The organism is Caballeronia sp. HLA56, assembly GCF_054655155.1.
The window spans coordinates 1,027,944-1,042,551 of sequence record NZ_BAAHOB010000001.1; the positions used below are offsets into that span (position 1 = coordinate 1,027,944).

13 protein-coding genes are annotated in these 14,608 nt (G+C 62.9%); 6 read left to right on the forward strand and 7 right to left on the reverse strand.

Going from position 1 to position 14,608, the window contains the following annotated elements; all coding sequences use genetic code 11:
* The first annotated feature begins 77 nt into the window (after positions 1-77).
* From pcaH to ACYQ47_RS04805, 3 genes are all read left to right on the forward strand, one after another.
* Entirely contained in the window at positions 78-779 is a 702-nt protein-coding gene (gene pcaH / locus ACYQ47_RS04795; RefSeq protein WP_244829341.1) for a protocatechuate 3,4-dioxygenase subunit beta, read from the forward strand.
* A gap of 5 nt (positions 780-784) precedes the next feature.
* Positions 785-1,393: a protocatechuate 3,4-dioxygenase subunit alpha gene (gene pcaG / locus ACYQ47_RS04800; protein ID WP_459904623.1), complete on the forward strand. Its 609-nt coding sequence runs from the start codon at positions 785-787 to the stop codon at positions 1,391-1,393.
* A gap of 80 nt (positions 1,394-1,473) precedes the next feature.
* Positions 1,474-1,794: a DUF2288 domain-containing protein gene (locus ACYQ47_RS04805; protein WP_459904624.1), complete on the forward strand. Its 321-nt coding sequence runs from the start codon at positions 1,474-1,476 to the stop codon at positions 1,792-1,794.
* A 35-nt stretch (positions 1,795-1,829) separates the two neighbouring features.
* Here the strand turns inward: ACYQ47_RS04805 and ACYQ47_RS04810 are convergent, their stop codons facing one another.
* Complete coding sequence (locus tag ACYQ47_RS04810; protein ID WP_244829338.1) at positions 1,830-2,933, reverse strand: AI-2E family transporter; 1,104 nt, start codon at positions 2,931-2,933, stop codon at positions 1,830-1,832.
* 247 nt (positions 2,934-3,180) lie between these two features.
* On the opposite strand from ACYQ47_RS04810, the gene ACYQ47_RS04815 reads away from it, so the two are divergent.
* Entirely contained in the window at positions 3,181-3,711 is a 531-nt protein-coding gene (locus tag ACYQ47_RS04815; RefSeq protein WP_244829337.1) for an OmpA family protein, read from the forward strand.
* Between the two features lie 17 nt (positions 3,712-3,728).
* On the opposite strand, the gene ACYQ47_RS04820 is transcribed toward ACYQ47_RS04815, so the two are convergent.
* The 3 genes from ACYQ47_RS04820 to ACYQ47_RS04830 form a co-directional block, all read right to left on the reverse strand.
* The gene (locus ACYQ47_RS04820; protein WP_459904625.1) at positions 3,729-5,717 is read right to left on the reverse strand and encodes an acetyl/propionyl/methylcrotonyl-CoA carboxylase subunit alpha; all 1,989 of its coding nucleotides are present in this window, start codon (positions 5,715-5,717) and stop codon (positions 3,729-3,731) included.
* A 69-nt stretch (positions 5,718-5,786) separates the two neighbouring features.
* Positions 5,787-7,394: a carboxyl transferase domain-containing protein gene (locus ACYQ47_RS04825; RefSeq protein WP_459904626.1), complete on the reverse strand. Its 1,608-nt coding sequence runs from the start codon at positions 7,392-7,394 to the stop codon at positions 5,787-5,789.
* A gap of 8 nt (positions 7,395-7,402) precedes the next feature.
* Positions 7,403-8,584, reverse strand: coding sequence for an isovaleryl-CoA dehydrogenase (locus ACYQ47_RS04830; RefSeq protein ID WP_244829334.1), 1,182 nt, complete (start codon positions 8,582-8,584; stop codon positions 7,403-7,405).
* A gap of 164 nt (positions 8,585-8,748) precedes the next feature.
* Between ACYQ47_RS04830 and ACYQ47_RS04835 the strand changes: the two genes are divergently transcribed.
* Entirely contained in the window at positions 8,749-9,483 is a 735-nt protein-coding gene (locus tag ACYQ47_RS04835) for a TetR/AcrR family transcriptional regulator (protein WP_244829333.1), read from the forward strand.
* Here ACYQ47_RS04835 and ACYQ47_RS04840 read toward each other — a convergent pair.
* The 3 genes from ACYQ47_RS04840 to ACYQ47_RS04850 all read right to left on the reverse strand — a co-directional run bounded on the left by ACYQ47_RS04840 (position 9,476) and on the right by ACYQ47_RS04850 (position 12,680).
* Complete coding sequence (locus ACYQ47_RS04840; protein ID WP_459904627.1) at positions 9,476-10,369, reverse strand: ferritin-like domain-containing protein; 894 nt, start codon at positions 10,367-10,369, stop codon at positions 9,476-9,478. The two genes, ACYQ47_RS04835 and ACYQ47_RS04840, sit on opposite strands and share 8 nt — an antisense overlap.
* Before the next feature lie 86 nt (positions 10,370-10,455).
* On the reverse strand, positions 10,456-11,907 hold the full coding sequence (locus tag ACYQ47_RS04845; RefSeq protein WP_459904628.1) for an MFS transporter: 1,452 nt from the start codon (positions 11,905-11,907) through the stop codon (positions 10,456-10,458).
* Between the two features lie 110 nt (positions 11,908-12,017).
* Positions 12,018-12,680: a TetR/AcrR family transcriptional regulator gene (locus ACYQ47_RS04850; RefSeq protein WP_309848636.1), complete on the reverse strand. Its 663-nt coding sequence runs from the start codon at positions 12,678-12,680 to the stop codon at positions 12,018-12,020.
* A 173-nt stretch (positions 12,681-12,853) separates the two neighbouring features.
* Between ACYQ47_RS04850 and ACYQ47_RS04855 the strand changes: the two genes are divergently transcribed.
* Positions 12,854-14,362, forward strand: a complete 1,509-nt coding sequence (locus ACYQ47_RS04855) for an MDR family MFS transporter (RefSeq protein ID WP_459904630.1) — start codon at positions 12,854-12,856, stop codon at positions 14,360-14,362.
* Positions 14,363-14,608 lie beyond the last annotated feature (246 nt).

Here is a 14,608-nt window from a genome sequence, read left to right on the forward strand (position 1 = left end):
TGCATTCGATAAAGTAGTTGCCAGAAATATCCGATTGAAAAAACCCGGACACCCTACAAAACAGGAGACACGTCGTCATGACCTCGCCTATTCTCACGCCTCGCGACTGGGATTCCCATCCGCCGTATCTGTCGCCGGGCTACCGGTCATCCGTGCTGCGCAGCCCTTCGCTGCCGCTCATCCCGCTGAAGGAAAATCTGCGCAACCGCCGCGTTCCCGTCTATGGCGCGGACGACCTGGGCACGCTCGATAACGACCTCACGCGCAATGCCGCCAAGAACGGCGAGCCGCTCGGCGAGCGCATCATCGTGACGGGCCGCGTGCTGGACGACAACGGCCGCCCGGTGCGCAACACGCTCGTGGAAGTGTGGCAGGCCAACGCCGCCGGACGCTATGTCCACAAGGCCGATCAGCACGACGCGCCGCTCGACCCGAACTTCCTCGGCGCGGGCCGCTGCCTGACCGACGACGAAGGCCGCTACCGCTTCATGACGATCAAGCCGGGCGCGTATCCGTGGGGCAATCACACCAACGCGTGGCGCCCCAATCACATTCACTTCTCGCTCTTCGGCGACTACTTCGGCTCGCGTCTCGTCACGCAGATGTATTTCCCGGGCGACCCGCTGCTCGACCTCGATCCGATTTATCAAGGCATTCCCGAGCAGGCGAGAAAGCGCCTCGTGTCGCGCTTCTCGATCGACACGACTCAGGAAAACTACGCGCTCGGCTACGAATTCGATATCGTGCTGCGCGGCCCGGACCAGACGCCGACGGAGTGAACGACATGACCACGCTCAAACAAACCCCATCGCAGACCGTCGGACCGTACTTCGCCTACGGCCTCGTTCCCGAGCAATACAACTTCGATCTGAAGAGCCTGTTCACGGCATCGGCCGCGGATCGTGAAGTGCCGGGCGAGCATATCGCCGTGGTCGGCAACGTGTACGACGCGGAAGGCAAGCCCATTGGCGACGCGCTCATCGAAATCGCGCAGGCTGACGCGAACGGCCGTTACGTGGAAAGCGCCGAAGCCGCGCGCGAGTCGGGCTTTCGCGGATTCGCGCGCGTCGGCACGGGCACGGACCCGAAGCTGCGTTTTATCGTCGATACGGTGAAGCCCGGCAAGACCGCCGACGATGCCGCGCCGCATCTCGATGTCATCGTGCTGATGCGCGGCATGCTGCTGCACAGCTACACGCGCATCTATTTCGACGATGAAACCGAAGCCAACGCAAACGACGCCGTGCTCGCCGCCGTGTCGGCCGAGCGCCGCCATACGCTGATCGCCAAGCGCGAAGCGGGACCGACGGGCAAGCCGGGTGTGTCGGGCACGATCTATCGCTTCGACATTCATCTTCGCGGCCCGAACGAGACCGTGTTCTTCGACCTCTAAACGTCCGCTTCAAGGCAAAACGAAGGCGTCCGGCACTGCGCTATAGTGTCGGACGCCTTTTCGTTTCCATTGCTTCCGTTATGACCGACGCTTCCAACCAAAGCCCCAGCCCGCTCTACACCAAGCTGCTTGCAGAAACCGCGCAGATCGGCTGGTCCGAACTCGAACGCTTCTTCGCAAAGGGCGCGCTGATTTGGGTGAAGGGCGACCTGGATCTCGTGAGCGTCGCCGAGGCTGTCGCCAACGACGACACGCAGCAGGTCACGCAATGGCTCTCGGCCGGACTCATCGAGCGCTTGCAGGCGCAGACCGCCGTCGATATTGCCGCGCGCGATCCCGAGTTGTGGGCCGTGGTGGTATCGCCCTGGGTCTGCGTGCAGGAACGCGGCGCGGGCGTCTGAATTACGTCACGCACGGCGCTTCATCGACTTCGTCTTCAATCGCGCACCCAGTCCGTCCATAGCACGACGAGAATCGTCATCAATGCCGGGCCGATGAAAAGCCCGATCAGCCCGAACGTTTCCGCGCCGCCCAGAATGCCGAACAAGACGAGCAGAAACGGCAGGCGCGTGGAGCCGCCGATCAGCACTGGTCGCACGAAATGCTCGGAGATGAAGACCACGATCAGCCCGAAGATCGCCACGCTGGCAGCCGAAATCACGGAGCCTTGCGCGAGCAGCCATAGCGCCGAGCCGAGGAAGACGATTGGCGCGCAGAACGGCAGCATAGCGGCGACCGCGGTCAGCATGCCGAGCAAGGTGGCGTGCGGCACGCCCGTGATGCCATAGGCGATACCGAGCAAAGCGCCCTCGCCCAGGCCAACCACCACGAGACCGATCACCGTGCTGCGCACGGAGTCCGCCATGCGCCGGATGAGCGCCGCACCGTCCGCGCCAAACGCGCGCCGCGATCCCGCGATCAGTTGCTCGCCAAGCCGCGCGCCCGCCTGGAACATGAAGAACAGCGTCATCAGCATGAAGCCGAAAATGACGAGCCCATGCACCACGCGTCCGCCGAAATGGCGCGTCATCGCGACGACCGTCGCGCTATGCAGACGCTTCACGGCAGGCGACGATTCGAGCGGTGTCGCCAGATTCTCCTGCCACCAGTGCGAGACCTGTTGCGAACCCATTGGTAGATGCTCGACGAAAGCGGGCATCGGAATACCGGTGCGCAAGACGTCGTGGAACCAGCGGAGCATGTCGCTCGCTTCGTTGGCGGTCTGCGCGGCAACGATGGCGAACGGCACCACGAAGAGCAGCCCGACCGCTGTGGCAAGAAACGCCGCGAGCAAGATATTGTGCCGCCTGAACAGCGGACGCTGCTCTAGCCAGTGCAGCGCCGGCCATAATGAAATGGCGATCACGATAGCCCATACCACCGCCGGAATGAACGTGCGCGCCGTATAGAGCGCAATCAGCACGAGCACCGTGTAAAGCGCCGCCGACGCCGCCCGCTGTACCTTGTTGATGCGTGCGCCCGGGTCCGTATCATGCTCGTTGCTGCGCTCTGGATTACGCGGATATCGCGGTGTAGACATGACGGTGAAAGCTCGCAGGAAGAAAGACGGAAATTCGAATCGATAACCTGAATGGTCGCACGCATTGTAAGCGCGTCGAACGTTCGGACGAAGTTGGCGCCCTGTTGACGCCCAGTTGGGTCTAGGTTGGCGCTCGATTCGCACAAAGCGTTCCGCATAGTTGCGGGCAAGCAGCAAATGTTATTTACAACGGCAAGATTCGGGCTCCGTATAATCAAAGCCTCTCTAAAGAGAAGGGAAAGCACGGATGGCAGGTAGAGCATTACAGTCGGCCGTTGGAACATGCGCGTCGCTTGCGATGCTGGCGAGTTTATTCTCAGGCTGTTCGAGCGGCCTCAGCCGCACGAAGGAAGACAAGCTGAACGCGCAATACGGCATCACCATGCTGCAGGTCAAAGGCGGCGTGGAGATGCGCCTGCCCGACGCGCCGCTCTTCGATAGGGACGAAGCGCGCATCCGCGTGCAGAACATCGCCGTGCTGGACCGCGTCGCGGATGTGCTCAAACGCAGCATGCGGCCTGTTCTGATCGAAGGCCATACCGACGACGAAGGCTCGCTCGCCTACAACCGCGAACTGTCGCTGGCGCGCGCGAATGCCGTTGCGAATGCGTTGATCGCGCGCGGCGTGCCGGCCGAGCGCATTACGACCAAGGGCATGGCTTACCTGCGGCCCATCGCCAATAACGACACGCCGCAGGGCCGCGCGCTAAACCGGCGCGTCGAGATTCTGGTGCGCACCGAGAGCCAGGACACGTTACTCGGCAGGCCCAGGAAGTAACGCGCTTCCAGCTTCCTTCAACTCGTTTCGAGCACCAGCAACTGCGAACCGTCGGCGACCTGATCGCCGACATCGAAGAGAATCTCGCCGATTTTTCCCGCCGTGGGCGCAACGATCGTATGCTCCATCTTCATGGCTTCCATGACGATGAGCGGCGCGCCCTTCGCCACCATCGCGCCTGCCTCCACCAATACCGCGATGACCTTGCCGGGCATCGGCGCGGTGAGACGGCCTTCGTGTTCGGCATCGCCCGCATGAGCCATCAGGTTTTGCCATTCGAACTGAAATTCCGCGCCTTCGAGAAAGACGTGGAAGATGTCGCCTTCGGTGAAGACGGTGCCTTTTAGCAGGTTATCGTCCAATTGCACGGTGTAATCGGTCGCGCCGCCATGCGTCCAGTCGAAGCGCGCGCTCTTGCCATCGAGCGCGAGCCGCTTCTCGCCGTCTTTCGTGTAGACGACCTTGAGCATGTCGTCGTGATCGACCTCGCGCCAGTTCAGGTCCTGGCTATAACCGCCCGCCATGCGCCAGTGCGAGAGCGCGTCCCACGGCGAGTGACCGTGCGCCTCGCCGCCTTCGCGCGTAAGCAGCGCGGCGCAGGCAAGCGCGAGCGCCTTGTTGCGCGGTACGGTTGGCGGCGCGAACAAGGTGTCGCGATGACGCTCGATCAAACCGGTATCGAGCTCGCCTTGCGAAAACGGCTCGCTTTTCACGATACGTTGCAGGAATTCGACGTTCGTATGCAGCCCGACGATCTCGCATTCGGCCAGCGCCCGTGCCATGCGGGCGAGCGCATCGCGACGGTCGCGGCCATGCACGATCAGCTTCGCGATCATCGGGTCGTAAAACGGCGTGATGGCGTCGCCTTCGCGCACGCCGCTGTCGATACGCACGTCGCCGTCGATCGAAAAACTCACCGCCTGCGGCAATGCGAGATGCTTGAGCGTGCCCGTCGATGGCAAAAAGCCCCGCGCCGGGTTCTCCGCATAGATGCGCGCTTCGATGGCATGACCGTGCACCTTCAGCGCGTCTTGCAACAGGGGCAAAGGCTCGCCCGCCGCCACGCGCAGTTGCCATTCGACCAGATCGAGCCCGGTCACCATCTCGGTCACCGGATGCTCGACCTGCAAGCGCGTATTCATCTCCATGAAGTAGAACTGGCCGTCCTGCGTCATGATGAACTCGACCGTGCCCGCGCCGACGTAATTCACCGCGCGTGCCGCCGCCACGGCGGCTTCGCCCATTGCGCGTCGGGTGGCATCGGAGAGACCGGGCGCGGGCGCTTCTTCGAGCACCTTCTGATGCCGACGCTGCACCGAGCAATCGCGATCGAACAGATAGACCGCGTTGCCGTGCGTATCGGCGAATACTTGCACTTCGACGTGACGCGGGCGCAGCAAATATTTTTCGATCAGCACGCGATCGTTGCCGAAGCTCGACGCCGCTTCGCGCTTGCATGAAGCGAGCGCCGCCGCGAAGTCCTCGCTCTTTTCGACGACTCGCATGCCCTTGCCGCCGCCGCCCGCGCTTGCCTTCAGCAGCACCGGATAGCCGATGCGATCCGCCTCGCGCTGCAGGAGCGCGGCTTCCTGATCGTCGCCGTGATAGCCGGGCACGAGCGGCACCGACGCGGATTGCATGAGCGCCTTGGCCGCGGCCTTGGAACCCATCGCGCGGATGGCTTCGACCGGCGGCCCGATGAAGACGATGCCCGCTTTCTCGCATGCATTGGCGAAGTCTTCGTTCTCGGAAAGAAAGCCGTAGCCCGGATGCACGGCTTGCGCGCCGCTCGAAAGCGCTGCCTCGACAATTCGCTCCATGCGCAGATAGCTTTCGGATGCCGCCGCGCCGCCCACGTGCACGGCTTGATCGCAGACATCGACGTGTTTCGCTTGGGCATCCGCGTCCGAATAAACGGCGACGCTGCCGATATTCATGCGCTTCGCCGTCGCCGCGACACGGCAGGCGATCTCGCCGCGATTTGCAATCAGAATCTTGTTGAACATGGCTTTACATCCGTGGATCAGCTTGAGGTGCGAGACGCGAGTCGGGCGCCTGGGTCCCGACGTCTGGCGTCACATGCGGAATACGCCGAAGCGCGTGTCTTCGATCGGCGCGTTCATCGCCGCGGCAAGGCCCAAGCCCAGCACGTCGCGCGTTTGCGCCGGATCGATCACGCCGTCATCCCAAAGACGCGCGCTTGCATAGTACGGATGACCCTGCGCCTCGTATTGATCGCGAATCGGCGCCTTGAACGCTTCCTCTTCGTCCTTCGACCACGCGCCGCCCTTCTTCTCGATGCCGTCGCGCTTGACGGTTGCGAGCACGGACGCGGCCTGTTCGCCGCCCATGACAGAGATGCGCGCGTTCGGCCACATCCACAGAAAACGCGGCGAGTAGGCGCGGCCGCACATGCCGTAATTGCCCGCGCCGAACGAACCGCCGATGATCACCGTGAACTTCGGCACCTTTGCCGTGGCCACGGCCGTCACCATCTTCGCGCCGTTACGCGCGATGCCTTCGTTCTCGTACTTGCGCCCGACCATGAAGCCCGTGATGTTCTGCAGGAACACGAGTGGAATCTTGCGCTGGCAGCATAGTTCGATGAAGTGCGCGCCCTTCAACGCCGACTCGGAAAACAGAATGCCGTTGTTCGCGACGATGCCGACCGGATGCCCCCAGATATGCGCGAAGCCGGTGACGAGCGTCGTGCCGTAGCGCGCCTTGAATTCGTCGAAAGCGGAATCGTCGACGATGCGCGCGATCACTTCGCGCACGTCGAAAGGCTTGCGGGTATCGACCGGAATCACGCCGTAAAGGCTCTCCGCTTCATGGCGCGGCGGCAGCGGCTCCTTGAGCGCGAGCGGCGGCGTCTTCACGCGATTGAGATTGCCGACGATACTGCGCGCGATGCCGAGCGCATGCGCGTCGTTCTGCGCGAGATGGTCGACGACGCCGGAAAGACGCGTGTGCACGTCGCCGCCGCCGAGATCCTCGGCGCTGACTTCCTCGCCGGTCGCGGCCTTGACGAGCGGCGGGCCGCCCAGAAAAATCGTGCCCTGATCCTTCACGATGATCGACTCGTCGCTCATCGCCGGAACATAAGCGCCGCCCGCCGTGCACGAGCCCATGACCACCGCGATTTGCGCGATGCCCGCCGCCGACATGTTCGCCTGGTTGTAGAAGATGCGGCCGAAGTGATCGCGGTCGGGGAACACGTCGTCTTGATTCGGCAGGTTCGCGCCGCCCGAATCGACGAGATAGACGCACGGCAGGCGGTTCTGCTCGGCAATTTCCTGCGCGCGCAGATGCTTCTTCACCGTCACCGGATAGTACGTGCCGCCTTTCACGGTCGCGTCGTTGCAGACGATCACGCACTCCTGTCCCGCAATGCGCCCGATGCCCGTGATGATGCCCGCGCCCGGCGCGTCGTCGTTGTACATGCCGTAGGCCGCGAGCTGCGAGAGTTCGAGAAACGGCGTGCCCGGATCGAGCAGTTGCGCAATGCGGTCGCGCGGCAAGAGCTTGTTGCGCGACACGTGCCGGTCACGCGCGGCTTGACCGCCGCCTTCCGCGAGCTTCGCGACTTTTGCCTTGAGATCCGCGACGAGCGCTTCGAGCGCGGCGGCGTTGGTCCGAAAATCTTCGCTGCGCGGGTTCAGTTTCGATTCGATGATCGCCATGACGCGCCTCAAGCCGTCTCGGCGAACAGTTCGCGACCGATCAGCATGCGGCGAATCTCGCTCGTGCCCGCACCGATTTCATAGAGCTTGGCATCGCGCCACAGGCGTCCCACCGGATACTCGTTGATGTAGCCGTTGCCGCCAAGAATCTGGATGGCTTCGCCGGCCATCCACGTGGCTTTCTCGGCCGTGTAGAGAATCACGCCCGCGCAGTCCTTGCGCACCTGGCGCACGTGGCCCGAGCCGAGCGTATCGAGCTGGCGGCCCACGGCGAAGAGATATGCGCGGCACGCTTGCAGCGTGGTATAGAGATCCGCGACCTTGCCTTGAATCAGCTGGAATTCGCCGATGGCTTGCCCGAACTGCTTGCGGTCATGGATATACGGCACGACCGCATCCATGCAGGCGAGCATGATGCCGGTCGGCCCGCCCGCGAGCACGGCGCGCTCGTAGTCGAGACCGCTCATCAGCACCTTCGTGCCGCCGTTCAATGCGCCGAGAATGTTTTCCTTCGGCACTTCCACGTTCTCGAACACGAGTTCGCCCGTATGCGAGCCGCGCATGCCGAGCTTGTCCAGTTTCTGAGCGACCGAGAAGCCCTTCATGCCCTTCTCGACGATAAAAGCCGTGATGCCCCGCGCGCCCGCTTCGATATCCGTCTTCGCGTAGACGACGAGCGTGTCGCAATCCGGGCCGTTGGTGATCCACATCTTGGTGCCGTTGAGCACGTAATGGTCGCCCTTCTCGTCCGCGCGCAGCTTCATGCTGACGACATCCGATCCGGCGTTCGGCTCGCTCATGGCAAGCGCGCCGACGTGTTCGCCGGAAACGAGCTTCGGCAGATACTTGCGCTTCTGTTCTTCCGTGCCGTTGCGATGAATCTGGTTCACGCACAGGTTCGAATGCGCGCCGTACGACAGCCCGACCGATGCCGACGCCCGCGAGATTTCTTCCATCGCGACCATGTGCGCGGTGTAGCCGAGATTCGCGCCGCCGTATTCCTCGGATACCGTCATGCCGAGCACGCCCATGTCGCCGAATTTCTTCCAGAGGTCCATTGGGAACTGGTCGGTGCGGTCGATTTCGGCGGCGCGCGGCGCGATTTCCTTCGACGCGAAATGCTGAAGCGTGTCGCGCAACATATCGATGTCTTCGCCCAGCGCGAAGTTCAGGCCCGGCACGGTGCTCATGGGGTGTCTCCTCCAGATGCGATGTTTCGGCGCGTCGCGTTTGAGTTTCACTCACAGCAGATGGAGCGCCGCAGAATGGGCCAATTTCATCCTCTATTCGTCTTTCCGTCAATAGGTTTTTGAGCTACGCTCACATTTCTTGCGCACGCTCTTCCGCTACCGCCATGTCCACGCAAAGCACCGCTTCCAACCGCCGCACGCCGTCGGGCGTCAAATCGCAACAACGCGTGCGCGAAATCCTCCAGGCCGGCCGCGAGGTCTTCGCCGAGAAAGGCTACGACGGCGCCACCAGCGCGGAAATCGCGCAGCGCGCCGGCATTTCGGAAGCCACGGTGTTCAGCTATTTCAGCGGCAAGCGGGAATTGTGCGCCCGCGTGATCGCGGACTGGTACGACGAAATCATCGATGCCTTCGAGACCGGCATGCCGCGTGACGCCTCGGTGCGCCAGCAGTTCGCGTTCATCGTGAGAACGCATTTGCGGTTGATGCTGATGAACGGCACCGGTCTGTGCGCGCTCGTGCTCTCGGAAGGCCGCACGCGCCAGCACGATCTGTCGGACACGCTCACCGAATTGCAGCGCCGCTACACCGCGCCGCTCATGGACGTGCTCGCGCGCGGACAGACGCTCGGCCACGTCCGCGGCGACGTTCCGCTGCGTCTTTTGCGCTCGCTCGTTTTCGGGCCGATGGAACACGTGTTGTGGGACGCCACGCTTGCAAAACGCCGCCTGAGTCAGACTCAGATCGAGACGACGGCGAATGAACTGGTGGAAGTGCTGTGGGCCGCGCTGCAACCCGCCGATGCGAAAACGGCGGCGCTGGCGCAGTTCCGACAGGATGTCGAAGACGCGTCGCGCCGCTACGAAGCGGCATCGAGCGAAGAGAAGCCGCTTACTTGACGAAGCGGCGCGCGAGACGCGCGAGCATCGGCACGGTGGTCGGGCGCAAGAGCCGCGCGTCGTAACCGCTCATGCGACGCGCGTTTTCCGCGAGACACAGGTCGATCAAGGAAGCGACGGAAACATTGCCCGCCACGGAATCGCCGACGTTGGCCGGGAAGTTGGCATCTTGCGCCGCGCCGCTCGTGTCGAAACCGCGCGCGAGCGAAATGCGATCGCGAATCAGCGAAATCCAGACGCTCGCGGTTTTGAGCAGGAAACCAGGCTTGCGATACCACGGCAGACTGCGCCGATACCACGCCACCCAGTTGGCAAAAAACAGAATGTGACGCGCTTCTTCCTGAATCACCGGCTCGAAGGTTTCGACGAGCGCTTCGGGAAAATAGCCTGACTGGCGCGCCGCCTCGAACAAGCCGAACGCAAAGAAACTGTCGATGCACTCGCTGTAGCCCGTGAGCATCCACGCGCGCAATGCGTCGTCCGGTGCGGGATACGGCGGCTCGGGCGCGAGCTCGATGCCATAGGCTTCGACGAGTTTCGAGAGTACGAGCTTGTGGCGCGCTTCTTCCCCGCCGTTCATGCGCAAGGCTTCGCGCAAATGCGGGTCGTGAACCGCCGCCGCGTAAGTCGCCACGCGAATGGAGGCGCGCCCTTCCGTCTGCACCGCGATGTCCCAGATGGGCAGCGACGTCACGCGCTTGAGCGCCGCCGGGGCCAGCTTCGGCCATTCGATCACGGCCGGTTTGTACGGATTGTGCGTCGTCAGCAACATCTCGCAGAACATCCGCAGATGCTGATCCGAGCCAATCCGAATCTTTCCTGACGATCGATACGTCCAATTACGCATCGCATGATCTGCTTCTACCGGAGTGAGCGTGTCGGACATATTCGAAAATTGAGCGACGATCGGGTACGTTCTGCGGATTTTGGCATACCGGCCGACAATCCGCAGCAATCGCTGCTCAATTCACGTCAATGCGAGATTTTTTCGAGCGCCATGTCGCGCGTACGCGGTCCCATCAGGCCGATCGCCGCCATCACGACGAGCATGGCGCCCGCGATGAACACGAACACGCCGGTCGTCCCGAAACCCTTGAGCACGGCCGCGATGATGAATGACGTGAAAATCGCCGAAAACCGGCTCCACGAATAGACGAAGCCGACGGCGCGCGCGCGGATGCTGGTCGGGAACAACTCGGTCTGATACGCGTGGAAGCTGTACGACATGATGTTCGACGACAGCGTGAGCCCGACGCCCATCGCGATCAGGAACATGGCGTTCGACGACTGGCTGAACAGCAGCCCGCAGACGATATTCGCGCCCGCCATGGCGACGATGGCCGTCTTGCGCTCGATGCGGTCGGCAATCAAGAGCCCGATGATCGGCCCGATGGGCGCCGCGATCGCGATGATGCTCGAATACATGAGGCTCGACGTGACCGTGACGCCCTGCTTCACGAGCAAGGCCGGCACCCAGTTGGCGAAGCCGTAGAAACCGACCGTCTGGAACACGTTGAAGATGATCATCATCGTGGCGCGGCGGCCGTAGGGCGGCTTCCACATATCGGCGAACGAGCCTGCGCCCTGCGCGGCGTCGAGCACCGGCTCGGGCGCGGCGGGCGGCGGCAACGGCCGGCCGTATTCGCGTTCCACCTTGGCTTCGAGCGCCGACATTACGCGATCCGCTTCGGCGAGGCGGCCCTTTTGCGCGAGCCAGCGCGGACTTTCGGGCAGCGTGCGGCGAATCCACCAGACGAAGAGCGCGCCATGCGCACCGATCACGACGACCCAGCGCCATCCGTCGAAGCCGAACGGCGCGCGCGGCACCAGCAGATAAGCGAGGAACGCGACCCCCGGCACCGCCATGAAACCGACTGCCTGCTCGCAGGCAAAAGCGCGTCCACGGATGTGCTTCGGCGCGAGTTCGGAGATATACGTGCCGATCGTCACCAGTTCCACGCCGATTCCCACGCCGGCGATGAAGCGCCAGAAGTTGAGGCCGGTCGCGGTGTCCTGAAACGCCATGATGAGATTCGCGACGGTGTACCAGAGCAGCGAATACGTGAAGATCGCGCGGCGGCCGAAACGGTCGGCGAGAAAACCGCACGCCACCGTGCCGATGAACAGCCCCGCGAACAGCGACGCAATAAAGCTCGCCACGCCTGTGAAACCGAAGAAACTCGCTGTCGTTGGCGTGAGGATGCCGCTCTTTACCAGCCCTGGCGCGACGTAACCGGAGTACAGCAAGTCGTAGAGCTCGAAGAAGAAGCCGAGACTCAGGAGCGCGATGAAAGTCCAGATGGTGCGCGTGGCCGGCAGCCGGTCGAGACGCGCGGAAATGAGCCCGGCGGTGATTTCGGGTGGCGCGGACGCGGACGCAGCGGCCGATGTGCGCTGTGCGCCCGCCGCGGGGGAAGTTGCCATTGATATGTCTCCTGTCGACCGGACGGTTCTTTTGCGGATGTGGCGTCCCGCGCGAGGGGGTGGTCTTCGGCGCGCGGGACGAGGGCCGCATTTTAGCTGCGGGGGGCGGATCAGTCAGCCCGAATCCCATCCATCAACAACGCCACCGCATGCCGCGCGATCTGCTCCTTGCTGATCGCGCCTGCGCCCTGGCCGCGCCAGCGTGATGTCGCAAGCGGAAACACCGCAAGTCCGAACAACGATACGAACACGAGCGATGGCTCCAGCGCCGGATTTACCTTGCCCGCTTTCTGCCATCCGGCGATGCGCTCGATCGCCAAATCCTTGCGCTCGTCGCCGAAGCGTTCTGCCATGCGCTGACGCAGCACGCCACCTTCGCTGATGACTTCGCGTACCCACAGCGCCGCGAACCACGGATGCTTGTCCACCGTCGCGACCAGCGCCTCCACGAAGGCGCGCAAGGTGTCGGCGGGCTCGGCCAAGGGATCGTTGAATACGCGCCCCAGTTCCGAGCGCAACGGCGCGAAGCGTTCGTCGATCAACACATCGAGTAGCTGCTCGCGCGTCTTGAAATAGTAATGGACCATTGCGGGCGTTACGCCGGCCTCGCGGGCAATCGCCCCGAGCGTCGTTTCGCCGATGCCCTGCCGCGCAAACAACATCAGCGCCGTATCCAGCAAGTGCGCCCGCGCCTCGGCGCTGTGACCGCCGCTCGGACGGCCCGGCCGCCGCCCCGCTTTCTTCAGTTGAACCTCGCCTGATTCGCCGGGCAACTCGGCTCCGATTACATCGTTTGACATAGAGATGGTTTGACGAGCCTTCGATGATCGTTTATATTAACTTTCATGTTAATTAAATTCAATCCGTTTTCGGCGGGCAGCGCTGAGAACCGGATTGAAGCGCTTTTCACGACGCCAAAGGCGTCCCTACGCAAGTACAGGTCGATATGACATCTTTACACCGAACCGCTCCTGCAGGCGTCGACGAAGCCGCAAAACCGCCGCTCGGCCTGCTCTTCACGGCGCTTTTGCTCGTCATGCTGCTCGGTGCGCTCGATCAAACCATCGTGTCGACAGCGCTCCCGACCATCGTCGGCGAACTCGGCGGACTCGAACGCTTGTCGTGGGTCGTCACGTCCTATCTGCTCAGTTCGACCATCGTCGTGCCGCTTTACGGCAAATTCGGCGATCAGTTCGGACGCAAGGTCGTGCTTCAGGCATCCATCCTGATATTCCTTGCCGGATCTATCCTCTGCGGCGTTGCGCAGAACATGACGCAATTGATCGCGCTGCGCGCGTTGCAGGGGCTCGGCGGCGGCGGGTTGATGGTGGTCACCATGGCCGCCATCGCCGATGTCATCCCACCCGCCGAACGCGGTCGCTTTCAGGGGCTTTTCGGCGGTGTGTATGGCCTTGCCACGGTCGTCGGGCCGCTGCTTGGCGGCTTTCTAGTCGAGCATCTGTCGTGGCGCTGGATTTTCTACATCAACGTGCCGCTCGGCGTGATCGCGCTCGCCGTCATCCAGACCGTATTCAAGCCGCATACGGCGCACGTGAACCATCGCGTGGACTATATGGGTGCGGGCTTTCTAGCCGCCGCGCTCACCTGCATCATCCTGTTCACCAGCGAAGGCGGCGCGCTCTTGCCGTGGAGTTCACCGCAACTGTGGTGCACGCTCGCGCTCGGGTTGATCTGCATCGGCGGATTCGTCTACGAGGAACGGCTCGCCGCCGAGCCCATCATGCCGCTCTCGCTCTTCAAGGAACCCACCTTCGTGCTGGCCGGGCTGATCGGTTTCATTGTCGGCTGCGCGCTGTTCGGCGCGGTCACGTTCCTGCCGCTCTATTTGCAAGTGGTAAAGGGCTCCACGCCGTCGCAGGCCGGTTTGCAGATCACGCCCATGATGGCCGGCGTGCTGCTTTCTTCCATCGTGAGCGGCCGGGTCATCAGCAAGATCGGGAAGTACCGGTTTTTCCCGATCGTGGGCACGGGGCTCGTCACGCTCGCCATGGTGCTGCTGTCCACGCTGCGCCTCGACACGCCGCTGCCGGTCATGTACGGCTACATGCTGCTGCTCGGCCTCGGGCTCGGCATGGTGATGCAGGTGCTCGTGCTGGCGGTGCAGAACGTGGTCGAATTCCGGATGATCGGCGTGGCCACCTCCAGCGCGACGCTCTTTCGCTCGATCGGCGGCTCGGTCGGCGTGGCCGCTTTCGGCGCGATTTTCTCGGGAAGCCTGCGCGGCCGGCTCGAAACGCTGATTCCGGCCGGCACGGAGATGCCGCGTTCGCTCGGGCCGCTCGCGGTAGCGAATCTGCCGGCCGCGTTGCATGACGATTATCTGAGCGCGTTCGCCGGCTCCATGCACACGGTTTATCTGGTCGCGGCTTGCATCGCGTGCATCGCTTTTGCGCTGTCGTGGTTTCTCAAGGACCATCCGCTTCGCAAGCATTGAGAAAGTAATCAGCAAGGAAGTCGGTAGAATTCAGACAAAACCACTTGCGAAATCATGTGAAGGAAAGTTCTAAATCGCCGCTATCGGTGCTTTCACTAGATGCCTGACAATTTTGGCTTGGTACCCTTCTGCCGATTCTGCCCGGACACGATCCGCGGAAGACCCAAAGGTCCGGCGTCGCCAATTACGGCGCCGGATGCCCGGATACGAGACCTGCCGGGATGAACCGACCACCATCTGGAGTAA